Below are 21,191 nucleotides of genomic sequence, written 5' to 3' on the forward strand. Positions count from 1 at the left end.
TCAGGCCGGTGTCCCATTTTATATTATTTTTTCTATGTTCTTCTAAAACGCCTTCATGTAAAATAGGTTATAGACAAAGGAGTGATGAGAGATGCTGGAAGGATGGTTTTTATGGCTGATGCTCGCTTGGATCGTCATCATGATCGTCCTCTTGTCAATCGGCGGTTTTTTCATGTTTCGCAAATTTTTAAAAAGGCTGCCTAAAGAAGATGGGAAATCTGAGCTGGACTGGCAGGATTATTATATTGAACGAACAAGGCATTTGTGGAATGACGAAGAAAAAGAACTGCTTGAAGAATTGGTTTCTCCCGTACCCGAACTGTTTCGCGATGTAGCAAAAGCGAAAATCGCCGGAAAGATCGGAGAGCTCGCATTGAAGGAAAAAGCAGGCGCAATCGACCGGGATTTAATCGTCAGAGGCTATATTATGGCCACACCGAAAAGAGACCATAAGTTCCTCGTGAAGCGTTTAAAAGAAAAGAACATTGATCACTCTTCATATCAAGAGCTTTTTAAATAAACAAAACCTTTCCTGAAAGAAGGAAAGGTTTTGTTTTAATTGACCTGTATGTGATTTGACGCTTCAATCTGGCTTGAAAGCTTTCTGAACGATAAAAACATGGCAATCCGCCAAGGAACGATCATCCCGAAAGCCAAAATCCAAAACATTCCGCTCAGTGCGCCGTAATCGATCGTTGTGCTTAATATGCTCTTCATCACGATCCGGATAACGAGCAGCGCAATTAAAATAAACACAAACGATTTGGAGCGTTTAATATAGATTTTATCATCGCGGATTTCAAATTTTGAGGTTTTAATTAAGAAAATAGAAAAGATCATGCCCACTGTGAGAGCTTCCAAAAATTCGGCACCGGTCACGTGGAACATCGGAAATAAAAACATGAGAGCACCGGTGCTCATAAAAATCGGAGGCAGTATAATTTTTTTGGCCGTAGCCGGTTTTTCAGATGACTTGATTCTGACAGCCATGACAATGACGGCCATCACGACGGCAAGTATAGATGAAACGACGATCATCATACATATCATCCCTTTTTCTAAAGCTAATTTCTCTACTTGTTACTATACTCCAAAACGAAGAAAAAAACCATGTTCAGGTTTTCAGCTGCAAGGATTTCCGAGCACGTGGCGGATCGCTTCGACGACTTTCGTCTCCTCGAAAGGCTTGACGATAAAGTCCTTGGCTCCGGCTTCGATCGCTTCAACAACGATTCGCTTTTGCCGCATGGCCGTACACATGATCACTTTCACCTTCGGGTTCAGCTGGATCATGTCCTTTAAAGCTTCAATCCCGTTTTTCACAGGCATCGTAATATCCATGATAACCAAGTCCGGCTGCAGCTCTTGATAAAGCAAAACAGCTTCTTCCCCGTTCCCGGCTTCACCCGCGACTTGCAAGTCTTCTGTTTCAAGTATTTCTCTGATTTTATCTCTCATAAATTTTGCATCATCAACAATTAAAACCCTTGTCATACTCCCCTCCAACATCATTATTCAATTTTGCTGTGAATAAATCCTATTGTAACAAAAAACCAAGGCGGTCCTTAGCCAGGTTTCTAAAAGCCTCTGAAATCGCCGAACAGGCCTGACAGTACGATAATGATTTTCGTCATCCAGTCAAAGAACAGCAGGATTCCGACTACAATCATTGCAATTCCGCCGATCTTCATGATGATGAGCTGATGCTTCCGAAGCCATTTCATCTTTGTAATGAAAAAAGACAGGAGCAGAAACGGCAGACTGAATCCGAGCGCATAAAGCACCATATAAGGCACAGCCGACATCGGGTTCGTTCCGGCGAGTGTGATGACCGCTGCAAGAATCGGACCGGTGCAGGGCGTCCAGCCGGCGGCAAATGCCATTCCGATTCCGACAGAACCGAGCAGGCCGCCGGGCCTGTTTTTAAAATGGAGGCGCCTTTCTTTCATTAAAAACTCAGGCTTAAAAACCCCCAGTGTGACAAATCCGAAAAAGATGATAAATACCGCGCCAAGCTGCCTGATGAGCTGATGATAATCCTTAAAAAAGGACCCGACAAGCGATGTGCTGTAGCCGAGAGCCACAAAGATCATCGAAAAGCCAATCAGGAAAAAGATCGTATGTACCAGGCTCCTTTTTTGAAACATAAGTCTGTCAGAATGGATTTCACTCATGCTGACACCTGTAATATATGATAAAAAAGCGGGATACAGCGGCAGGCAGCATGGCGAAATAAACGATAGAAACCCTGCACCGAAAGCGAGAATATAGTTGATATCAGCCATCTCTTTCTCCCTTCTATTTTTTGGAATACCATGAAAGAAAATCATTAGATATGACAATTACATTTCAATTTCCTAACATATCACAAAAAAGGATGTTGGTTTCACGAATTTCTTTATATAATCGATTTTGACAATTTACCCTTATCACCTTCAGAATTGAAAAGGAACCTATATATGGATATAATAACATTTAGTAGGCAACAAAAAGATGATTTTTACAGAAGAAAGGATAAATTCCTGTGATGAAAGAAAATTTGCTTCATGAAATTGAGGAAAAAAGAAAAGAGCTGCTAAAAATCGTCATGACAAACGGCATGACTTCACATATCACCATTCAGCACAGCCAGCAGCTGGATATCCTTCTTTTGGAATACCAAAAACGATCTCTCGGAAATACACAATAATCATAGATCAAAATAAAAAACCCGGAAGCGGGTTTTTTATTTTATAACCATGTTCCTTCTATGTCATAATCGCATTCGTATTATTTCGTTTGATTTTCCATGGCTTTCATCATTTGATTAATTTTCTTCTGGGATGGTTTCATACCCATCTGCATCATCATCATGCGCAGCATTTGTTCATTAATTGGCGGATTTTTTTTCAAATAGTTCATCATATATTTACGAGCAATAAAAAATCCGAGTGCAACACCTGCGAGCAATGCTAAAACGCCCACTAGGATGACAACCCACAAATCCATTTAATTTCCTCCTTCATGTTGTCTCGTATAAAGTGTACTAAACCAAACGCTATTATACAACATTTACAGTCCAAATTCTTTTTTTTATACAAAATTTCTTTCTTTCACAGGGTTCTGCCAGCCGTAACGTTTCATATTAAAATCCATCGCAAGGAAACACGGACTTACTTTCCGCAAAACCTCAAAGAAAACCGTTTCGGCATCGAATGGACCCTTCGCCAAAATCTCAATATGACGGTCTTTGATAATAAAAGAAGCGCTTCCTTTTGGAACAATCAATCTGTATACATAGTCAACTTGTGTATAGTCTTCCCGGCAGAGGTTCATTTTCATTCTTTTGTGTATATGGGCTGCGGGAATCGGTTTTGTAATGAACTCGATCTGCTTGGCGGCTAATTGAGACTTTTGATCGGGGCTCGTCCAATGATAATCGTAAAACAGCTTGAACATGACAGACTCTCTTCCAAAATAATGGCTGGCAAATTCCTCTTCTATCAAATACGTATAATAATGGCGTTCCATCACTGTCTCATCCCCCTGTTTCGAAGAATATATGCTTTCTATTATACAAAAGGGGGTTAGAAATAATTGTCTGATGATGATAAAAGAAGCGACTAATTTTGTCGAAATGAAAAAAAGAGAATGACCCGCAGATCATTCTCTTTCATATACCCGATTAGCGATTTAACAGCTTTTTCACCCGATCAACTACATTCGCAGGCGTAAAACCGTATTCTTTCATGATCGTTTCGCCGGGAGCTGAAGCACCGAAATGGTCAATTCCGAGAATGTCCCCGTCAGTGCCGGTATATCTTTCCCATCCGAGCGGCGATCCCATTTCAATTGCGAGACGCTTTGTCACATCAGTTGGAAGAACAGCGTTTTTATATTCGGCCGGCTGCTTGTCGAAACGATCCCAAGACGGAACGCTGACAACGGATACGTCAATGCCTTCTTTTTTCAGCTCGCTTTGTGCGTCAAGCGCAAGGCCAACTTCAGATCCGCTCGCAAGCAAGATCGCTTCCGGTTTTTCGTTTTGGCTTTTCGAAACGACATATCCACCTTTTTCAACGCCTTCATAAGCTGCTTCAGCAGACTGATCGATTGTCGGCAAGTTTTGGCGTGTCAACACAAGCGCAGTCGGCTGATTTTTTGATTGAAGCGCCAGTTTCCAGGCTGCTGCTGTTTCATTTCCGTCTGCAGGTCTGATGACGGACAAGTTCGGCATCGCACGTAGTGATGCCAGCTGTTCAATCGGCTCATGAGTCGGTCCGTCTTCTCCGACGGCAATGCTGTCATGTGTAAACACATATGTGACAGGAAGCCCCATTAATGCCGCAAGACGGATCGCAGGTCTCAGGTAGTCGGAGAAAACGAAGAACGTTCCGCCGAATACGCGAAGGCCTCCGTGGAGAGCCATTCCGTTCAAAGCTGCTCCCATCGCAAATTCCCGTACACCGAACCAGATATTTCTGCCGGCGTAATCTTTCGCTGAAAAATCTCCGCCGTTTTTGATTGTCGTTTTGTTGGAGCCGGCCAAGTCAGCGGATCCGCCAAAGAAAAACGGCACTTGTTGAGCGATTCCGTTTAACACTTCCCCTGAGGATGCACGCGAAGCAAGGCTGCTTCCTTTCTCATACGCAGGTACTTTCTGATCCCAACCTTCAGGAAGTTCGCCCTTCATCGCAAGTTCAAGCTCTTCGGCAAGTTCCGGGTGGGCTTTCTTGTATGCGGAGAACAGCTCGTTCCATTCCGCCTCTTTTTTCTTGCCCGCTTCCTTCACTGTTTCGTTAAAGTGTTCGTACACTTCGGAAGGGACATGAAAATCTTCTTCGTATGTCCACTCATACGCTTCCTTCGTTAATTTCGCCTCTTCTGAGCCGAGCGGAGCGCCGTGAACGCCGGATGTTCCCGCGCGGTTTGGAGAGCCGAAACCGATCGTTGTTTTCACTTCAATTAATGTCGGCTGCTTTTCATTTTGTTTCGCTTTCTCGACGGCCGCCGTAATTTCGGCAATGTTATTGCCGTCTTCAACATAAAGCACTTCCCAATTCATCGCTTCAAAACGCTGCTTCACATTTTCAGAGAATGAGCGGTTTAATTCACCGTCAAGCGAAATGTCATTTGAATCATAAAGCACGATGAGACGGCCGAGTTTCAAATGTCCCGCAAGCGAAGCCGCTTCCGATGAAATTCCCTCCATCAAGTCTCCGTCACCGCAAATGCTGTATGTATAATGGTCAACGACGCGATAGTCGTCACGGTTGTAAGTTTCCGCAAGGTGACGTTCAGCAAGCGCCATTCCGACAGCCATTCCGATTCCTTGGCCAAGCGGGCCTGTAGTCGCATCTACACCCGGAGTATGTCCGAATTCCGGATGTCCAGGCGTTTTGCTTCCCCATTGGCGGAAATTCTTGAGGTCTTCAATTGAAACGTCATACCCGCTTAAGTGAAGCATGCTGTACAGAAGCATTGATCCGTGACCGGCAGACAGCACAAAACGGTCCCTGTTAAACCAATTCGGATTTTCAGGGCTGACATTCATCATTTTTGTCCAAAGCGCATAAGCCATCGGAGCAGTCCCCATCGGCATGCCCGGGTGACCGGATTTAGCTTTTTCAATCGCGTCTATGGAGAGTGTTCGTATTGTTGCGACAGATTTTAATTCAATCGTTTTCATTATGATCCCCTTCCTGTATGGACTCTACTTTCTTATCATAAATCTACCCATCGGTTTTCACAACCATTTCAGCTCAAAAGCAGTGAAAAATGACGAATCTTTGCCTTCATTTTAAATTGTAGTATATACAAAAAGGGAATACGATATCGGCGTATTCCCTAAATTAATGCAATCGGCGGTTTCTTTTTTCCTGTTTGAGCTTTTCAGGCGTCACATCGTTACCTTCAGGGTCAACAATCGTCACAGTTTTCAACGTGTTTTTCATAGAGGCGCGGACGCCTTGAAGATATTCCTGGCGAAGCTTCTGCTGTTCTGCTTTTTCTTCGTCTGTTAAAGATCCGCTCTTTGCTTTTTTGGCAAGCTCGTTAATTCTGGCTATTTTTTCATTAGAAATCATAAGATACTCCTTTGATTCGGTATATATCCATCATACTACTAAATCCGCTTTCGTTTGACAACAGATTAGTCTGCAAGGCCGTCCTTATACTCCTGGTAGCGGCGGTGAACGGTTGCTTTTGAAATGCTGTATCCGAACCCTCTCAACACGGCTGCAATCTCCGCAAACGTCAGCTTGTTCTCCCTGAGCCTGACGATTTCTGAAAGAGGCGCTTCGATCCTCTCTCTCCCGCCGCCTTCATTGCGGTGTTTCAGATTCCTCTCCGGGCGGTAGCCGTTTTCGACCGCCTTCTTCATTCCCCGCTTAATCTTCAGGTTATGTATTTTCCGCTGGTATTCTTCGACAATGCCGACAATCTCCAAAACCATCGAATCCGCTTCGGAAAGCTCAAGCTTTCCCCGGTGAGCCAGCGTGTAGATTTGAACGCCTTCTTTATATAAACAGTGAAGAAGGGCAATTTTGGCATTCCCTCTTCCAAGCCGCGTATCATCCTGTATTAAAACCGCGTCAATGTCTGATGTTTTGATTTCCTCGAGCAGATCGAAGACGCCGTCGCGGTCCATCTCATATCCGCTCGCCTGCTCGGAGATGACATTCACGACGTTCATTCCGTGCTCAGCGGCAAGCGACTGCAGCTCTTCAGCCTGCCGTTTTAATGAGGTTTCCTGCTGCTCCTTCGCAGTGCTTACCCTGGTGTAAATAATCGCATTCATGGAAATCCCCTCAATCTTTTATTCTACAACTGCAAGCTGATATTGATCGGAGTGCTGTTTGGCTACCGGCAGGACCAAAACATCGCCCGGTTTAATGACGGAGGTCGGCAGATTGTTTTTATCGGCGACCCATTCGATGAATTTTTGTTTGTCAGCGGGTTTTCCGCCTTTGATCCGGTCGGCCAGCTCCCACAATGTATCGCCTTCCTGCACTTCTATTTTAACATATTGCTTTCTTTCTTCGATTTTACCGGCAAAAGACACAAACAGAATACAGCAGCTGATCACAGCAGTAAACAGACTGACAAAAATCAATGATTCTCTTTTCATATCCATCACCCCAGAATGTTTGTTCGGTTTTATGATTTCAGTATACATACGAACAAATGTTTCTGTCAATCGTTTTTTTCGAACCTATGTTTGTACTCAAAGGAAAAACATGCTATAATCTAGCTAAAATCGACGTTTTGAGGTGCAAAAAATGACGAAGCTATCAAAAAGACAACTTGATATTTTGCGTTTCATTAAAGAAGAAGTGAAACGCAAAGGCTATCCGCCTTCCGTCAGGGAGATCGGAGAAGCGGTCGGCCTGGCGTCAAGTTCAACGGTACACGGCCACTTGGCAAGGCTTGAAACGAAGGGATTGATCAGAAGGGATCCGACGAAGCCGAGAGCGATCGAAATTCTCGATACAGAGGAAGAAATTCACATTCCGAAAAACCAGGTTGTCAATGTCCCGGTCATCGGAAAGGTGACGGCCGGTACGCCGATTACCGCAGTCGAAAACATTGAGGAATACTTTCCGCTTCCTGACCGCCTGGCGCCGCCGGATGAGCATGTCTTTATGCTGGAGATCATGGGCGAAAGCATGATCGATGCCGGAATTCTTGATCAGGATTATGTGATAGTCAAACAGCAGAACACCGCAAACAACGGAGATATCGTCGTTGCGATGACCGAAGACGACGAAGCGACTGTTAAGCGGTTTTTCAAGGAAGAAACCCATATCCGCCTTCAGCCGGAAAACCCGACGATGGAACCGATCATCCTCCAGAATGTGACGATTCTCGGAAAAGTCATCGGCGTATTCCGCACTGTTCATTAAAAAACGGACTCATCAGCAAAACCGCCGGTCGGCGGTTTTTTTTTCGCACGAAAAAACAGGCTCACAACCATACGGCAATGAAGGATGTGAGCCTGAAACAGAGGGATTGATCATATGCTTACATTGCCATTATCCCCCAAAATGGTTTTCTTGTCAACAAAAATGTTTCCCGGAGGAAACATTTTTTTTCGTTGTCTCCCTTTTATTGAACGATAAACAAAATTCTCGTCCCGTCAGCGTAACCGCTCAGCCTGTTCCCGACCCAGGAACCGGCTCCGCGGTTATCCGATGAGCTGACATATCTGACCGACGCTCCTTTTCCCCCTTCTTCACACATGGCCATCGGCCATTCGTCACGGTCAAAGCCCGGCTTGGTCGGAATCCCCTTTAATGATTCCTGACGGCGCTTATCCGCCCCCGATCTTTCAATTGTGCAGACATCTGCATGGCCCGCTTTGATCGCGTCGCTTATATGAGCGCCGGTTTCAGGATAGCGCGATGCCGGAAAATACAATACGTCATCATACCTTGCAGCGCCTTCGGCATGCTGAGGAGAATATGCAGCCCCTCCCGAAAGCCCAAGCAGCACCAATGCGGAAAACAGCAGATGAACCGCCCATTTTTTGATCATGACAAAAACAACCTCCTCTTGTATATGCTGGTGTCACTAACAGATTAAGAGAGAATTGTTTTTGCTTTTCTGGCTCTTTGTGAAAAAGACGTTTAGATTGTGTAAATAAACGTTTATTCTTCTATGATCAAGTTAAATGCTCGGTCATAGCCGTGAATGAATTCATCGATAGCGAGCTTTTTTAAACTGCACGTGCTTTTGCGTCCGCTCTAAGCGTAAACACGGCTGCCGTCAGTAAACATGCGGCAGCCAGATACGCAAATTTCCTAGAAAATAATTCATTCACACAACAAAAAAACAGGCGGCAAATCCGCCTGTTCATACGGCAACTTCAAATGTCAGCTTGTCGCCGTGCTTATAGTCAATTAATTTAAAATCATCGATTGTAAAGTCATAAAAGTTTTTGATGTCCGGGTTGATCCACAGCTTCGGCGCTTCATACTGCTCGCGTTTCATCTGAATGTTTAAATTGTCGATGTGACGGGTATAGATGTGGCAGTCACCGATATTAAAGATGTATTCGCCCAGCTCATAACCGAGAACCTGAGCGATCATGCGCTGCAAGACGTTATATTGGAACACATTGAACGGGTTGCCAAGCGCCATGTCATTGCTTCTCGCTCTTACTTCCAAAGAAAGCTTTCCTTCCTTCACATACCATTGCGTCTCATAGACGCAGGGCGTCAAGGCCATGCCGTCCAAGTCATCGGGATTCCACAGCATAGTCAAATGCCTGCGTGAAGACGGGTTATGCTTTAACTGATGGAGCAAATAATCCACTTGATCGGCTTTCTGACCGTTAACCGTTCTGTTTTTCTTCCCTAATTGATAGCCGTAGGCTGCTCCGATTGTGCCGTCTTCAAGCCGCCATTGATCCCAAATATGAACCCCCATATCGTTCAGAACTTGAACATCATTGGATTTCATCTGCCAGATCCAAAGCAGCTCTTTGATGGCCGTTTTCCACGCCACCTTCTTCGTCGTCAAAATCGGCACTTCCGAATTGTCAAACCGCATTTTTTCGCTCATGATGCTCAACGTATGAGCCGGCGTTCCGTCTGAATCCCACTTCGTCCGGACCTGATATTCTTCATCGGAGATCCCTGATTCAATAATTTTTTGAATGATTGCATTGTATTGCTGGTCATAATGGCTCATCTTATCCTCTCCTCTTTCCACATGATATGTATAAAATGAGTTTTTTTCAAGGTTTAAGATCATGCGCGGGTTTGATAAATCTCCAACGCTTTCTTGATAACATTTTTATCGTATCCAGTGACATCATGGATTTTCTCAGTCCAGCCTTCGATTGTGTCCGGCTTCGTTTCTCTGTATAATCCTTTGCTCGTGCTAAGATAGATGTCCCAGCCGCTGAATTCCCAATGCGCGATTTCATGTTGAAACGGAACTCTGCATTCCAGTAATGGCACAGGCTTCAATGCCGCTTGCGAGTAGTCAGCCGCCTCCCATAAAACGGACATCTCAACAGGCTCTGTAGAGTAGACTTGAGTTGACACCTTTCCGTTCGGCCGATGGTAAAGGACCTTAACTCCGCCGGCTGTCGGCTTGACTTGAATTTGTGCTGCCGGGAAAAAACCGTCCAGCTTTTCACTGGTATAATCTTCACATTCGCAGTCGATCAGAATCGGCTGCAGCCATTGGTCTCCCAGATCACACAAAAAGCGCCGTCCTCTTTCATCAAGCGCGATGACTGCGGCATGCGCACGTTCTGTTTTGAACGAACGGCCGATCGGAAAAGCTTCCACTCCGTCTTTTGTAAACTCGTCCAGCAGCCAAATCGAAAGGTCAAAGCAATTGCCGGCAATGCCGTACTCATGGTGGTGTTCCTTCATCATCGATACGTTCCGCTGTTTCTGATCCCCTGCCTGATGATAAAACCATGCCTTTGTCAGCGTTTCCATCGGAAAAGCGTCGAATCTTCTCCACGTACGGAGAATGGCGTCCGGAGCAAACATCATCTTCCCTCCTGTCCAGAAGCGATTGTTAACACTATTATATACGGGCGCCCGAGACGAAAAAAATCCCTTAGCAAGGGATTTTTTCGTTTTATTTTCCTTTCTCATCGGTCGGAATCTGGATCAGGGAATTCGATCCTGTCGCTTTAGGCATTTTTCCGTCCCATTTTTGGATCCATTGATACTTGATCATTTCATCTGACATCGATTTTTTAATAATTTCGTTGTACTCGGCGATACCTTGGGCTTCGATCTTTTTCTTTTTCGCTTCCGCTTCGGCGATCTTCAGCTCTGTCTGCGTTCTTTCCAGTTCCTGCGAAGATTTCACGCGCGCGTCAATCGCTTCCTGGGTCGCTTTATCAGGCTTTGGCACACCGAGTGTTAAATCGTCAATGACAAAGCCGAGACCCTTCATATCATCTGCAAATGTTTTTTGGATTTCTGCGGCGGCATCAGATGATTTTTGTCCGTATGTATCAATGACGGAGTATTTGGAAATCGACTTTCTTGCAGCGTCCCACAGCCTTGTTTTCAAGTAGCTGTTTTCGATTGATTCAATATCAACCGCTCCGAATTTATTAAACAATTCTACGACTTTATCAGGCTGAACGACATAGTTGTAGGCGATGTCCATTGAGATGTTTTTGCCGTCAGAAGTAGCCACTTGAATATCCTGATTGTTTACAGTCTGCATCCGCACTGGATATCTTGTGACTTTGTCAAACAGTCCGACTAAATGCCAGCCTTGATCGAGCGTTTCCGATTTCACCCCGCCATTCGGAGAATAAACAACGCCGACATATCCGTTCGGAATTTTCTCGATGAACAGGGAAGCCGTGAATCCCCCAATAATTAAAGCAACAGCGACAATAATTCCGCCGAGCAGCGTTTTGTTTTTATTCTTCTTTGGTTGTTTTTCATTCATCTTTGTCATCCTCCAGCGTTTTCTTTATTTTGCTCGCCCCGCTTCCGACTTTTTTAAAAAGCGGGCTTAACATAAGCCATACGCCAAACCCTATAATGGATAGCAATATGATCGAACCAATCATGACTTTCACTTTTGTTTCACCCCTTTTGCATTTGTTGATTGATCGTATGACTAAATAAAATCATCCCACTTATGTTTACGTTCATATGAACTTAAAGTTTCATTTTTTTAAAATTTAATAGAAAAAATTTTATCTTGCGAAATCAATGGCATCGTTTTAGGATATGTCGGATATCTTACTCTTTATGCCGCATATATCATGGCGTGTTCACAGTCAAATGAAGACATCAAATAAAAGAAGCGGCATGGCGAACCAACTATAAGCTGAGCACATACTAAAAAAAGAGCCAATCATTTGGCTCTTTTAAAAATATTAAATTTCAATTATTGTTGATTGCCCTTTTTAACCCATTCAGCTACTGTCACTGTGCGTTTAGCTTGATGTTTCACTGCAGCTTCCACGTCTTCAATCATCTTCCCGTTTTGATCGACTGTAACACTTGTTCCATATGGATTTCCGCCAGCCCCGAAGAGGACAGGATCAGTGTATCCAGGAGAAGCAATAATAGCTCCCCAGTGCATCATTGAAGTATATAAGGACAAGATTGTTGCTTCTTGACCACCATGTGGATTTTGAGCAGAGGACATTGCGCTTACAACCTTATTAACTGTCTTGCCGTTTGCCCAAAGTCCGCCTTGTGTATCAAGAAACTGTTTCATTTGGGATGCCATATTACCAAAGCGTGTTGGTGTACTGAATATTATAGCATCTGCCCACTCTATATCTTCTGAGGATACGACTGGAATGTCCTTTGTTGCATCAACAGTGGATTTCCACACTTCATTTCCCTCAATGACTGATTGCGGAGCCAATTCTTGTACTTTTAAAACTTTGACCTCAGCACCTGCTTCTTCTGCTCCTTCTGCAGCCCATTTGGCTAATTGATAGTTTGTTCCGCCCATACTATAAAAAACTACAGCTAATTTTACATTTGACATATGATCCAGCTCCTTTGATTTTCTAAATAATTTGTCTAAAAATCCCATGTTTTAACACCTGCTTTTTTGTTTTCTTTTCGGCAAACCTTTTAAGAACCACCTCCTTGAAGTGTTTCGCTGCCATTATTATTCCTTGCTAGAATAAACTTAAAACATTTCAATTTAATAAATCTCAACTTCAAGATATTATGGATGGTTATATTACTTCGGTCTTTTTCTGGTGAAGATTTCGCCAATCTTTGCGTAATCATGCCCGGCTAAACGACTGATGGCGCCGAGGCCTCTTGGATCGATTTTTCCACTTTCATAGATGCCGCTTTCGATATGATATTGAACGACTCTGCCTATCATAAAATCGCATCCGTCAGAGTGCTTATCTCCCAACTCTAATGAATACTCCAGAACACATTCCATACGCACTTTTGCTTCTTTCACGCCCGGCACCGAGACTTTCACACTTTCAACGGGGGTCAACTCCGCTAACTGAACTTCACTTTGACTTGGTGGTAAGCTGGCGGCCGTTAAATTCATTTTTTCAACGTTTTGTTCATCAACGATATGGACCACAAATTCTTTGCTGTTCAAAATGTTTCTCGCTGTATCCTTTTGGCCCCCTTCAAAACGTTGAATAGAAAGGGAGATCATCGGAGGATTTGAAGATACAATATTAAAGTAGCTGAAAGGAGCTCCGTTTAAGACGCCCTCCTCTGATAAACTTGTAACAAATGCAACAGGTCTCGGTATAATACTCCCGATTAAAAACTTGTAGTTCTCTCTTTCTGTTTTTGTATTGGGATCAATGGACAGCATCGAATCACTTCCTTACAAAAATTAATCCAGCGCCTTCACTGTTACAGGAATTAATCTTCTTTCTAACTGCTCTCTGTAGTGTTCATACTGGGCCGGCAGCATTAACTGTTCTCCCATTGTTTCATATGATTCATCATGGGCGAATCCTGGTGGATCTGTTGCAATTTCAAATAAGATTTCCCCGTGTTCTCTGAAATAAATCGCGTTAAAATAATTTCTGTCTTGCACAGGTGTAACACGGTATCCGTTTTCCGCAACATATTTTTGCCATTCCAATTGATCATTGTCATCAATGGCTCTCCAGGCAATATGGTGAACTGTACCCGTCCCCATTTGTCCGCTTCCTATAGTTGTTAATTTCAAATCAATCATATTTCCTATGTCACCAGCAGAACGAAAACGTACAAAATCTCCTTCTGCTCCAACTTTTTCAAGCCCCATGACCTTTTCTAATAATTCAGCCGTTTTTTCCGGTTGTTTGGATAACAGTGTTGCTCCGCCAAATCCTTTGATTGCATTGTCCGGTGTTATTTCCCCTACTTTCCATCTGTTCTTTTCCCCTTGTTCTCTTTCGACAATTTCCAGATGAAGACCATGAGGATCATCGAACTCTAAGTATTCCTCTCCAAAACGGTTCATTTTTGTATAAGGCACATTGAATTTTGCTAATCTGTTTTCCCAAAAAGCCATCGCGCCTTTAGGAACGACGTAAGAAGTCACTCCCACTTGACCATCTCCAATGACTCCCCGACGGGCACCTGCCCAAGGAAAGAATGTAATAATCGTTCCCGGCTTCCCGCCTTCATTGCCAAAATAGAGGTGGTATGTTCCCGGATCATCAAAATTAACGGTTTTTTTTACTAAACGTAAACCAAGAACGCCAGCGTAAAAATCCACGTTCTCTTGCGGATGGCCGACAATCGCTGTAATGTGATGGATTCCGCTTGTTTTCTTTTTCATTCCATTTCACTCCTCTTTCATGAAACATAGCTTTATGATGAGATATACGTTACAAATTCATTTACAGGTTTTCTAAATCCCCGTGGTTTTTCTGCTTTCTATTTTTTCCTTCTTTAAAAGATCAAAACCAATGGACAAGCATCCCTGCCTTTTTCTTTAGCAGCCATGAGCCATTCCTGATGGCTTCATCCCTTTGAAATTCTACTCTCTGGATTGATCGTATCGTCAACCATATCATCGTATCTTTTTTACTTAGGACTCCGGGCAGTTTTCAACCTTCGTAGATTTCTTTTGCTTGATGAAAAGCCTTTTTGTCATCCAAAACGATGATGACTGCTGATGAGCTTAGGATCTTGTTATGTCATTAAGCTCCTGTTCAGAAATAGAATACCCAGATCAATATTTATTTCTCATTATCATGAATTCATATATTTCGAATTCGAGATATTATTATAAAAAAATTTACATGCTTTGGGCATGGAAGCCAAGTTTTTTTAACTTTTCAATTAGAACTTCTTTTTCTTTTATGTCTAACCCGCCGAAAATACCTTTCATAGCTGTTTTATGTTTTGGAAAAAGGTTGTTCATCAGTGCAGTTCCTTCATTCGTTAAGGCAGCATATGTTATACGGCGATCTTTAGGACAAGGCCTTCTCTCTATTAACTTTTTCTTCTCCAGCTTATCTACAACATAGGTAATGCTGCTGCTTGCGATTAATACCTTTTCGCCTATTTTTTGTATCGGCTGATCACCTTTACTATAAACTAATTCTAGAACAGCAAACTCAGTTGGGTTTAGTCCTAAACATTTAATGTCCTCTTCCACACGCTTTTTAATCGATTGCAGTGCACGAGACAAGACAATAAATGCCTTTAAAGACAACTCCTCTTCGTATCTCTCCATATCTTGACTGCCCACGGTATTCATCCTTTTTGATTATCTCGAATTCGAGATAATTGTATAATAACGATTTGCTTGTGTCAACTTTTTAATATTGTTAAACGGATTCATTGATTTGGGCGTACCATTGACGAAGCAGGATTCGAATCTAACACAAAAAACCGCCGACTCAAGGTCGGCAGCGCCGGCTGTTTCAGAAGTCTTGTCATGCATGAAATAGTTTGTCTTTTATCTGGAGATGCAGCTTCGGATTCAGCAAGAATATAATGGACTGAAGCTGTTCCTGTTTATTAATCGAGGGATCCGCGTGGTGTTGATGGTTGTATCCGTTAAAGATTGCAATCAGCGTGGTGGCCATCACCTTCGGATTGAGCTGTTTCTGAACGATGCCTTCTTCCTGGAGCTGCTCGATCAGTTCAACAAAAAACTCTCTCCACTGCTCATACAGAAGAGCTACTTTTCTTTGAATCTCAGGATATCTATGACTATTTGCCATAAATTCCAAAAATAAAGCTGTCGAATGCTCTTTATTTGATGTTTGAATCAAGTGTTCAATCCCTGCGAGCAATCCCCTCAGCGTCTTTTTTCGAAAACAATTCATGCTGGTTTGAAAGCGATCTTCCATTTGCTCATTCATAATATGGAGAAACAGCATCTCCTTTGACTTGAAATACAAATAAAACGTAGCTTTAGAAAAACCGGCTTCTTTCATAATTTCATCTACAGAGGTTGCCGAATATCCATTTTGGGCGAACAGATGATATCCGGCTTCTACGATCTTTTGAACCGTATTCTGTGTCTTCTTTTTCATTAAGCTGTCCTGTCCTCTCTACTTACTTCACTAATTAAGGTAAACCGCCTATGTATTGAGATATACTGGGAACGTCAAGGACTCGTTATGTTAAAGAAAATTGGAAAAAGACGCTTAAAATCTTTTGCTCAAACATACACTTGCAGCCTGCGCGGACGTTCTTTCATCAAGCATAGCAGTCACATATAAACACCGCCAAGTGACATAAGCCCGGTAAGTCAACAAGGTCGATCGCCCTAACAGGCCGGTAGCCGCATGTTCCTTTCCTTGCAAAATTCCCAACATTCATTCTAGCATTTACTGCTAAAAACTTCATATATATTGCAATTTATTTAATTGGATTTTTCTGTTTTTTAAAAGCCTCTATGAAATACCCGGGGTCCGCATTCACTTCATAAGCAAATACCCCCTGATTCGTGTGGAGGTAAAGCAAACCGGCCTCGGAAAAAGGTCTGTATGATACATCGTGGACGTGCTCAAGGCGATACTGGCGGCTTGCAGTTAAAATTTTATCGTTGTACAAGTACATTTGATTCTGCTTTTTTGTATAGGTTTGCCGGTTAAAATCAATCGTCCGTTCTGTTTTGTAGTAGCTGACAGCGGCGATGGCCTGATGGCACCCGTCTTTCATTTGAAACCTCCATTTGCTATTCGTTGATTAATTTGGACATGACATATTCATCAACATATTGTCCTTTTACTTTCAAAGCGTGCTTTTTAGTGCCTTCAATGATAAAACCCATTTTTTTGTATAAACGCACGGCGGCTGTATGATGGGTCATGACAGTCAGTTCAAGTCTATGAAGCTTTTCTTCACAGGCCCATTTTTCCAATGCCTGAAAACAGCTTTACTCCAATACCTTGTCCAATATATGTTTGGCGTATGCCGATGATGATATGGGCGCGGTGGCGTGTTCTCTGAACCTGTCCTCTGACTGCTGCAACATATCAGACTAAGCTTCCGGCATCAACCGCACAAACAAAAACTTCACACACGCTGGTTTGGATCTGTTTGATTTGCCGTTGTGCCTGAAGCTTTCGTTCACCTGGTTCAAACAGCATGAATTCAGATTCTTCATCGATCGTTTCACAAAGCTTCAGATCGTTTTCTGCATCTAAAGCTGTTCATTTTCTGACTTGCAAGAAAAAGCCCTCCAAACAGTTTTTAGATTATCTATATATTCTGAATTATAATCGCATAAAAAAGGCTGTGCAAACCGCAGGTGCCAAGATCGATTCGCGGCTTCATTAAAAAAAATAGCAAAACCGCCGGCATTACTTTTCAAGCAGCCTCGGTTTCGCAGGGTCGCACGCAGGTTTTTGCGTATTTGTCGATTCGGCGATTTTCATTAAATAATAACATTCTTCCCTCATCATATGGTCTGCCATCAGCGCAGAGAACGTACCGAGCATCTGATCTGTAAGCTCCAGCTCCTCCACTTCTTTCAAAAAGGTACGAAACAGCTCGATCTCAAGCTTCACGTCTTTATTCATCCTTCTGAGAGCGGGAAAAGATTCAACATTCGCTCTGAGATACCCCGTCAATTCAACGGATTTAATATAGAACTGTTCAAAGTGTTTGACAAACTCCCTGCTCTTCTCTTTCAAACGTTTTTCCACCGCATCCAGGTCATCGGCAATTGCACCAGCATGTCCGGCGGCATCCATCAGCCACAGCATATGGTGGTGCAGCTCATGGAAAACAGGCGGCACTTCCCGTTTTTTCAAGTATTTAAGCACAAGCAAATATTCCTCCAGTTCATTTACCATATGGTTGATAAAAGTCGGAGAAAGGTGAATTTTAATATCGCCTGTCAGGTGCCTTTTAATGATGGAAAGTTTAAATTTCCTGAACTGCAGGGCATATTCTTCAGCTTCAAGCGTTAATGAATACAAATCAGGCGAAGCATTCACTTTTTTCAGCAAAACATCAAACGTCTGCTTGAACTGCTTCGCCTTTTGAATATCTTCTTTTTCCCTTTCAGCCAAAGAATCCAAAATAAAACGCGCATGATCACCCAAAACCTGAAGCCAAAATTTATGTTCGAAAACGGCCGTCTCCTTATAAGTTTTCAAGCTTGCGCCTCCCTTTAAATACCATTCTTCAATATGGCTATTCGCTGCAAGCCCAAAATATGATCATGCAAATAGAAGCTGATCAATAAAGATTCGGAGGCAGCACGTCATCCCGTTTTCTTTATGATGAGTAGTCCGGTATTTGATGCTCAAAGCCGTAAAAGCCTGTAATTCCAACATCTCCGCAGCCCGACACTTTTGTGATATCCAGGAAATGATTGCGGTGCGGCGTCCCGCTCACTTTATCTGCAGCACTTAAATGAAGATGATTTCCCGTAAACTCTTTCTCGCTTAAAGTGATCGCATGTCCTGTTAACGTGATTCTCTGCAGCTTGATGTTGAGTGTGCAGCCTTCTGCATTAAAAATCGTAAACTTATAATACAGCCATGTCGGGTAGTAATTTACATTGTTGCTGTCCGCCATAAAAAATCCCACTTGATCTTCAGTCATTGTCATGGTCGTCTTTTTCTCATCTTTTGTAACCGCAGCATCAGCAGGCTGAATATGAAAACCGAAGGCCGTCATGATTGAAAACACCATCAAAAATAAATTTTTTTCATTGGCGCCCCTCCCTTTTTCCATATTATTAACTTTATTGAATAAAAAGGATATTGAAATTTAATCTCCCGTCTCCGGATGAGTGTGCCGAACGATCCCTTACAAAAGTGTAATGTTCATGTCACGTTATTCGATTTTTTTATCAGACAATGAATCTTAGAATGATAAATGAGGTGAAATTGTGAAAAAGCATATCGTATGGATCAGCCTGTTGATCATATTTACCGCATTATTAAGCGGATGTAACTTAAACCGTGTGGGAACAGACGAATATTATGTTCACATTACCGGAAACGGGAAGGAAGACACGTCGAAGTTTGACGACGGCGAGGAATACTCCGTCTTCAAATATGAACTGGCCGGTTTTGATGAAGACGGTCAAGAAAAAACAATGGAATTCACAGCTGATAAAAACCTTCGCACAGGCGCGTTTTTACGGCTTTTCTATTCTGAAAATAAAGGCGTGAAATCGTGGGAAGAGGTTGAAAAAGACGATATTCCCGCCAAAGCCAAAGATCGATTAGGTGTGGAAAATTAAAAAAGCATGCAGGGAGATGGCGCCGCCATCTCTTTATTTTATCCTTGCATGCCTTCCTTTTTGTTTTTTTTAAGTGATAAAAATTCATCCTGAAAAATGCACATTCTAATAGCGTTACGATAATAGCCGTCAACGAAAAATTCATCCTGCAGCTCGCTCTCGATTGTGAACCCTGCCTTTTTATACAAGTGAATCGCTTTTGCATTATCTTCGTCGACGATCAAATACAATTTGTGCAAATTCAAGACGGAAAACGCGTAGTTCATCGCCAAATACGTTGCGCTTGACGAATACCCGTTCCCTTGATGCTCGGGATCAATGATGATTTGAAACTCCGCCCGTCTGTGAATATAATCAATTTCGACCAGCTCAACCAATCCGATCATCTCAGTCTCTTTCTCTATGATAAAGCGCCGTTCGCTTTGGTCATGAATGTGTTTGTCAAACAAATCCTGCAGCTCAACAAAAGTCTCATACGGTTCTTCAAACCAATACGACATAATCTTCGCATCGTTGTTAAGACGGTGGACAAACGGAAGGTCTTCTCTTTCGAGCGGACGCAATTTAAGCTGATTGAACATATCAGCAACCTCCAATATAAATTAAAATTTAAGATGATGTAAGGCGCAGGCCGATCACCCCGATTATAATAAAGCCAAGTGAAATGAGCTGCGGAGCACGAATACGCTCCTTAAACCAAAATAAGCTGACTGCCGTAATGCCGATGCTGCCGATCCCGGTCCAAACGGCATAGGCAACACCGGCTGAAAGTGCCTGCATGGCTTTTGAAAGGCAGAAAAAAGACAAAGCAAACCCCAACACCATGACAATAATCGGCCATTTTTTTCTTGTGCCGTCTACATATTTCATAGCGATGGCGGCAATGACCTCTTCGATTCCGGAAATCACCAAAAATATCCACGGCATTATCAATCACCCCCTGACTGGGTATTGTTCTCTTTTGTAAACATCTTCATGCCAATAATGCCTCCCAATAGCACGATCAAAAAAAATATTTGCCCTCCTGAAAAGGGTTCGCCCATAAAAACACCCGTCACATATGTGCCGGCCGTTCCGATCCCGACAAATACGGTATAAGCCGACGCCATCGGAATGTTCCTGTAAGATCGTATCAGCATGAGAAAACTTGCCGCGATCAGTACAAAGATCATCAGCCAATCGGCGAAGGAATCCGCATGTTTAAGACCTGAGGCCCAAACCACTTCCAAAAAACCCGCAATAATTACGAGGAGCCAACTCAATGATAACACCCTTCCTCTTGTGAATGAACGTCAGTCATTTTTAGGCCGATAAAAAATGAACAGCAGCAGCCGGTCATTTTTTACTTGGTTCCTATGCTTCTCTTTAGAAAAGTAAATATTTCTTTTTTGAACACACTGAGCTCTTCGTCTTTTTCCGCCCCGATGTAATAACGTTCCGCTGTGTTTTCGACAAAGTTGATAATCGTCCTGGCCGTCCAGCGCACATTGATGTCCGGAATAATCTCGTTTTTCTCAACTGCTTTTTCAATAAGTCCTTCAAGCCAGGAATAATAAGGCTGATAGATCGCCTCCCATTTTTCCATCGAATGGTCAAAGGCAAGACCTGAGTAGCAAAGAACGATTATATCCTGATGAAGTTCTGTCATGTTGAACGTCTCATCGATCATGATGTCCAAGGCGGTCCAGAAAGACATGGTTCCGTCGACCTTGCTCTTAATATGGTCCAAAGAATGTGTCAGAAGATTTTCCGCAATTGCGGGAATCAATGCATTTTTGGATGAGAAATAAAGATAAAAAGTGCCCTGCGCAGTACCTGCTTTTTTCACGATATCTGAAATCGACGCCTTATCCAGCCCCTTTTCAGAAATGACTTCAATGGCCGCCTGCAAAATCTTTTCATATTTCCCGGACGTTTGCTTTGGCATATTGCAGACCCCCCTAAAAATGAATGACTATCATTCATTTTAGTGGAGCGGCTTTTCATTGTCAACCGGGCGGCGCAGGACTTATTTCCTTAAAATTTCTTTAAAATCTTAAGCATAAGCTGTCTTTGGATAT

At 42.9% G+C, this 21,191-nt stretch carries 31 protein-coding genes; 4 read left to right on the forward strand and 27 right to left on the reverse strand.

Annotated features, from left to right (window positions below):
- The first annotated feature begins 91 nt into the window (after window positions 1-91).
- Window positions 92-520, forward strand: a complete 429-nt coding sequence (locus ACVC9U_RS09235) for a DUF2621 family protein (RefSeq protein ID WP_059231064.1) — start codon at window positions 92-94, stop codon at window positions 518-520.
- Window positions 521-555: 35 nt separating this feature from the next.
- Here the strand turns inward: ACVC9U_RS09235 and ACVC9U_RS09240 are convergent, their stop codons facing one another.
- From ACVC9U_RS09240 to ACVC9U_RS09250, 3 genes are all read right to left on the reverse strand, one after another.
- The gene (locus ACVC9U_RS09240; protein ID WP_116758574.1) at window positions 556-1,050 is read right to left on the reverse strand and encodes a CcdC family protein; all 495 of its coding nucleotides are present in this window, start codon (window positions 1,048-1,050) and stop codon (window positions 556-558) included.
- 72 nt (window positions 1,051-1,122) lie between these two features.
- Window positions 1,123-1,494 (reverse strand): response regulator, encoded by a 372-nt coding sequence (locus tag ACVC9U_RS09245; RefSeq protein WP_020451599.1) that lies wholly within the window; start codon window positions 1,492-1,494, stop codon window positions 1,123-1,125.
- Between the two features lie 83 nt (window positions 1,495-1,577).
- Window positions 1,578-2,285 carry a cytochrome c biogenesis protein CcdA gene (locus tag ACVC9U_RS09250; protein WP_059231061.1) on the reverse strand — a complete coding sequence of 236 codons (708 nt, stop codon included), beginning with the start codon at window positions 2,283-2,285 and terminating at the stop codon, window positions 1,578-1,580.
- A 242-nt stretch (window positions 2,286-2,527) separates the two neighbouring features.
- Here ACVC9U_RS09250 and ACVC9U_RS09255 point away from each other — a divergent pair, with 242 nt between their 5' ends.
- The gene (locus tag ACVC9U_RS09255; RefSeq protein WP_154495889.1) at window positions 2,528-2,689 is read left to right on the forward strand and encodes an aspartyl-phosphate phosphatase Spo0E family protein; all 162 of its coding nucleotides are present in this window, start codon (window positions 2,528-2,530) and stop codon (window positions 2,687-2,689) included.
- Between the two features lie 80 nt (window positions 2,690-2,769).
- On the opposite strand, the gene ACVC9U_RS09260 is transcribed toward ACVC9U_RS09255, so the two are convergent.
- From ACVC9U_RS09260 to yneA, 6 genes are all read right to left on the reverse strand, one after another.
- On the reverse strand, window positions 2,770-2,988 hold the full coding sequence (locus ACVC9U_RS09260; protein WP_003182236.1) for a YneF family protein: 219 nt from the start codon (window positions 2,986-2,988) through the stop codon (window positions 2,770-2,772).
- A gap of 84 nt (window positions 2,989-3,072) precedes the next feature.
- Entirely contained in the window at window positions 3,073-3,510 is a 438-nt protein-coding gene (gene sirA, locus ACVC9U_RS09265) for a sporulation inhibitor of replication protein SirA (protein WP_441391218.1), read from the reverse strand.
- Between the two features lie 154 nt (window positions 3,511-3,664).
- Entirely contained in the window at window positions 3,665-5,668 is a 2,004-nt protein-coding gene (gene tkt, locus ACVC9U_RS09270) for a transketolase (RefSeq protein ID WP_059231057.1), read from the reverse strand.
- 163 nt (window positions 5,669-5,831) lie between these two features.
- Window positions 5,832-6,065: a DUF896 domain-containing protein gene (locus ACVC9U_RS09275; RefSeq protein WP_020451594.1), complete on the reverse strand. Its 234-nt coding sequence runs from the start codon at window positions 6,063-6,065 to the stop codon at window positions 5,832-5,834.
- Between the two features lie 65 nt (window positions 6,066-6,130).
- A complete protein-coding gene (locus ACVC9U_RS09280; protein ID WP_020451593.1) occupies window positions 6,131-6,778 on the reverse strand; it encodes a YneB family resolvase-like protein in 648 nt (215 codons plus the stop codon).
- Window positions 6,779-6,796: 18 nt separating this feature from the next.
- Window positions 6,797-7,108, reverse strand: a complete 312-nt coding sequence (yneA, locus tag ACVC9U_RS09285; protein WP_020451592.1) for a cell division suppressor protein YneA — start codon at window positions 7,106-7,108, stop codon at window positions 6,797-6,799.
- A gap of 151 nt (window positions 7,109-7,259) precedes the next feature.
- On the opposite strand from yneA, the gene lexA reads away from it, so the two are divergent.
- The gene (lexA, locus tag ACVC9U_RS09290) at window positions 7,260-7,883 is read left to right on the forward strand and encodes a transcriptional repressor LexA (protein WP_020451591.1); all 624 of its coding nucleotides are present in this window, start codon (window positions 7,260-7,262) and stop codon (window positions 7,881-7,883) included.
- A 202-nt stretch (window positions 7,884-8,085) separates the two neighbouring features.
- On the opposite strand, the gene ACVC9U_RS09295 is transcribed toward lexA, so the two are convergent.
- From ACVC9U_RS09295 to ACVC9U_RS09360, 14 genes are all read right to left on the reverse strand, one after another.
- Window positions 8,086-8,514 (reverse strand): NucA/NucB deoxyribonuclease domain-containing protein, encoded by a 429-nt coding sequence (locus ACVC9U_RS09295; protein WP_075754562.1) that lies wholly within the window; start codon window positions 8,512-8,514, stop codon window positions 8,086-8,088.
- Window positions 8,515-8,832: 318 nt separating this feature from the next.
- Window positions 8,833-9,672 carry a thymidylate synthase gene (locus tag ACVC9U_RS09300; protein WP_059231154.1) on the reverse strand — a complete coding sequence of 280 codons (840 nt, stop codon included), beginning with the start codon at window positions 9,670-9,672 and terminating at the stop codon, window positions 8,833-8,835.
- Between the two features lie 59 nt (window positions 9,673-9,731).
- Entirely contained in the window at window positions 9,732-10,493 is a 762-nt protein-coding gene (locus ACVC9U_RS09305; protein WP_075754560.1) for a hypothetical protein, read from the reverse strand.
- 88 nt (window positions 10,494-10,581) lie between these two features.
- Window positions 10,582-11,415: a prohibitin family protein gene (locus ACVC9U_RS09310; RefSeq protein WP_020451587.1), complete on the reverse strand. Its 834-nt coding sequence runs from the start codon at window positions 11,413-11,415 to the stop codon at window positions 10,582-10,584.
- Complete coding sequence (locus ACVC9U_RS09315; protein WP_023857597.1) at window positions 11,408-11,548, reverse strand: hypothetical protein; 141 nt, start codon at window positions 11,546-11,548, stop codon at window positions 11,408-11,410. Before ACVC9U_RS09315 ends, ACVC9U_RS09310 begins: the two co-directional genes overlap by 8 nt.
- Window positions 11,549-11,862: 314 nt before the next feature.
- Complete coding sequence (wrbA, locus tag ACVC9U_RS09320; RefSeq protein WP_059231975.1) at window positions 11,863-12,477, reverse strand: NAD(P)H:quinone oxidoreductase; 615 nt, start codon at window positions 12,475-12,477, stop codon at window positions 11,863-11,865.
- Between the two features lie 201 nt (window positions 12,478-12,678).
- The gene (locus ACVC9U_RS09325; RefSeq protein WP_075754558.1) at window positions 12,679-13,287 is read right to left on the reverse strand and encodes a flavin reductase family protein; all 609 of its coding nucleotides are present in this window, start codon (window positions 13,285-13,287) and stop codon (window positions 12,679-12,681) included.
- A gap of 21 nt (window positions 13,288-13,308) precedes the next feature.
- Window positions 13,309-14,247 (reverse strand): ring-cleaving dioxygenase, encoded by a 939-nt coding sequence (locus ACVC9U_RS09330; RefSeq protein WP_075754556.1) that lies wholly within the window; start codon window positions 14,245-14,247, stop codon window positions 13,309-13,311.
- 462 nt (window positions 14,248-14,709) lie between these two features.
- A complete protein-coding gene (locus tag ACVC9U_RS09335) occupies window positions 14,710-15,165 on the reverse strand; it encodes a MarR family winged helix-turn-helix transcriptional regulator (RefSeq protein ID WP_075754554.1) in 456 nt (151 codons plus the stop codon).
- A 187-nt stretch (window positions 15,166-15,352) separates the two neighbouring features.
- On the reverse strand, window positions 15,353-15,958 hold the full coding sequence (locus ACVC9U_RS09340) for a TetR/AcrR family transcriptional regulator (protein ID WP_023857600.1): 606 nt from the start codon (window positions 15,956-15,958) through the stop codon (window positions 15,353-15,355).
- A gap of 328 nt (window positions 15,959-16,286) precedes the next feature.
- On the reverse strand, window positions 16,287-16,589 hold the full coding sequence (locus tag ACVC9U_RS09345; RefSeq protein ID WP_075754552.1) for a hypothetical protein: 303 nt from the start codon (window positions 16,587-16,589) through the stop codon (window positions 16,287-16,289).
- Window positions 16,590-16,605: 16 nt separating this feature from the next.
- Entirely contained in the window at window positions 16,606-16,791 is a 186-nt protein-coding gene (locus ACVC9U_RS09350; protein WP_237562722.1) for a GNAT family N-acetyltransferase, read from the reverse strand.
- Between the two features lie 442 nt (window positions 16,792-17,233).
- Window positions 17,234-18,034: a DUF2935 domain-containing protein gene (locus ACVC9U_RS09355; RefSeq protein WP_075754550.1), complete on the reverse strand. Its 801-nt coding sequence runs from the start codon at window positions 18,032-18,034 to the stop codon at window positions 17,234-17,236.
- A gap of 121 nt (window positions 18,035-18,155) precedes the next feature.
- On the reverse strand, window positions 18,156-18,560 hold the full coding sequence (locus ACVC9U_RS09360) for a hypothetical protein (protein WP_237562720.1): 405 nt from the start codon (window positions 18,558-18,560) through the stop codon (window positions 18,156-18,158).
- A gap of 214 nt (window positions 18,561-18,774) precedes the next feature.
- On the opposite strand from ACVC9U_RS09360, the gene ACVC9U_RS09365 reads away from it, so the two are divergent.
- Complete coding sequence (locus ACVC9U_RS09365; protein WP_075754546.1) at window positions 18,775-19,131, forward strand: YxeA family protein; 357 nt, start codon at window positions 18,775-18,777, stop codon at window positions 19,129-19,131.
- Between the two features lie 38 nt (window positions 19,132-19,169).
- Here ACVC9U_RS09365 and speG read toward each other — a convergent pair whose 3' ends face one another.
- The 4 genes from speG to ACVC9U_RS09385 form a co-directional block, all read right to left on the reverse strand.
- Entirely contained in the window at window positions 19,170-19,712 is a 543-nt protein-coding gene (speG, locus tag ACVC9U_RS09370; RefSeq protein WP_441390684.1) for a spermidine N1-acetyltransferase, read from the reverse strand.
- Window positions 19,713-19,740: 28 nt separating this feature from the next.
- Complete coding sequence (locus tag ACVC9U_RS09375; protein ID WP_075754544.1) at window positions 19,741-20,058, reverse strand: DMT family transporter; 318 nt, start codon at window positions 20,056-20,058, stop codon at window positions 19,741-19,743.
- Window positions 20,059-20,060: 2 nt separating this feature from the next.
- Entirely contained in the window at window positions 20,061-20,393 is a 333-nt protein-coding gene (locus tag ACVC9U_RS09380) for a DMT family transporter (RefSeq protein WP_020451572.1), read from the reverse strand.
- An 80-nt stretch (window positions 20,394-20,473) separates the two neighbouring features.
- On the reverse strand, window positions 20,474-21,058 hold the full coding sequence (locus tag ACVC9U_RS09385) for a TetR/AcrR family transcriptional regulator (RefSeq protein ID WP_075754542.1): 585 nt from the start codon (window positions 21,056-21,058) through the stop codon (window positions 20,474-20,476).
- Between the last annotated feature and the right edge of the window lie 133 nt (window positions 21,059-21,191).

Source organism: Bacillus sp. GM2 (genome assembly GCF_056155945.1).

Bases quoted from the DNA above. Each gene is read 5' to 3' on its own strand.
- ACVC9U_RS09235 (WP_059231064.1), top strand. From the start codon at position 92: ATGCTGGAAGGATGGTTTTTATGGCTGATGCTCGCTTGGATCGTCATC.
- ACVC9U_RS09240 (WP_116758574.1), bottom strand. From the start codon at position 1,050: ATGATATGTATGATGATCGTCGTTTCATCTATACTTGCCGTCGTGATG.
- ACVC9U_RS09245 (WP_020451599.1), bottom strand. From the start codon at position 1,494: ATGACAAGGGTTTTAATTGTTGATGATGCAAAATTTATGAGAGATAAA.
- ACVC9U_RS09250 (WP_059231061.1), bottom strand. From the start codon at position 2,285: ATGGCTGATATCAACTATATTCTCGCTTTCGGTGCAGGGTTTCTATCG.
- ACVC9U_RS09255 (WP_154495889.1), top strand. From the start codon at position 2,528: ATGAAAGAAAATTTGCTTCATGAAATTGAGGAAAAAAGAAAAGAGCTG.
- ACVC9U_RS09260 (WP_003182236.1), bottom strand. From the start codon at position 2,988: ATGGATTTGTGGGTTGTCATCCTAGTGGGCGTTTTAGCATTGCTCGCA.
- sirA (WP_441391218.1), bottom strand. From the start codon at position 3,510: ATGGAACGCCATTATTATACGTATTTGATAGAAGAGGAATTTGCCAGC.
- tkt (WP_059231057.1), bottom strand. From the start codon at position 5,668: ATGAAAACGATTGAATTAAAATCTGTCGCAACAATACGAACACTCTCC.
- ACVC9U_RS09275 (WP_020451594.1), bottom strand. From the start codon at position 6,065: ATGATTTCTAATGAAAAAATAGCCAGAATTAACGAGCTTGCCAAAAAA.
- ACVC9U_RS09280 (WP_020451593.1), bottom strand. From the start codon at position 6,778: ATGAATGCGATTATTTACACCAGGGTAAGCACTGCGAAGGAGCAGCAG.
- yneA (WP_020451592.1), bottom strand. From the start codon at position 7,108: ATGAAAAGAGAATCATTGATTTTTGTCAGTCTGTTTACTGCTGTGATC.
- lexA (WP_020451591.1), top strand. From the start codon at position 7,260: ATGACGAAGCTATCAAAAAGACAACTTGATATTTTGCGTTTCATTAAA.
- ACVC9U_RS09295 (WP_075754562.1), bottom strand. From the start codon at position 8,514: ATGATCAAAAAATGGGCGGTTCATCTGCTGTTTTCCGCATTGGTGCTG.
- ACVC9U_RS09300 (WP_059231154.1), bottom strand. From the start codon at position 9,672: ATGAGCCATTATGACCAGCAATACAATGCAATCATTCAAAAAATTATT.
- ACVC9U_RS09305 (WP_075754560.1), bottom strand. From the start codon at position 10,493: ATGATGTTTGCTCCGGACGCCATTCTCCGTACGTGGAGAAGATTCGAC.
- ACVC9U_RS09310 (WP_020451587.1), bottom strand. From the start codon at position 11,415: ATGAATGAAAAACAACCAAAGAAGAATAAAAACAAAACGCTGCTCGGC.
- wrbA (WP_059231975.1), bottom strand. From the start codon at position 12,477: ATGTCAAATGTAAAATTAGCTGTAGTTTTTTATAGTATGGGCGGAACA.
- ACVC9U_RS09325 (WP_075754558.1), bottom strand. From the start codon at position 13,287: ATGCTGTCCATTGATCCCAATACAAAAACAGAAAGAGAGAACTACAAG.
- ACVC9U_RS09330 (WP_075754556.1), bottom strand. From the start codon at position 14,247: ATGAAAAAGAAAACAAGCGGAATCCATCACATTACAGCGATTGTCGGC.
- ACVC9U_RS09340 (WP_023857600.1), bottom strand. From the start codon at position 15,958: ATGAAAAAGAAGACACAGAATACGGTTCAAAAGATCGTAGAAGCCGGA.
- ACVC9U_RS09345 (WP_075754552.1), bottom strand. From the start codon at position 16,589: ATGAAAGACGGGTGCCATCAGGCCATCGCCGCTGTCAGCTACTACAAA.
- ACVC9U_RS09360 (WP_237562720.1), bottom strand. From the start codon at position 18,560: ATGACGGCCTTCGGTTTTCATATTCAGCCTGCTGATGCTGCGGTTACA.
- speG (WP_441390684.1), bottom strand. From the start codon at position 19,712: ATGTTCAATCAGCTTAAATTGCGTCCGCTCGAAAGAGAAGACCTTCCG.
- ACVC9U_RS09375 (WP_075754544.1), bottom strand. From the start codon at position 20,058: ATGCCGTGGATATTTTTGGTGATTTCCGGAATCGAAGAGGTCATTGCC.
- ACVC9U_RS09385 (WP_075754542.1), bottom strand. From the start codon at position 21,058: ATGCCAAAGCAAACGTCCGGGAAATATGAAAAGATTTTGCAGGCGGCC.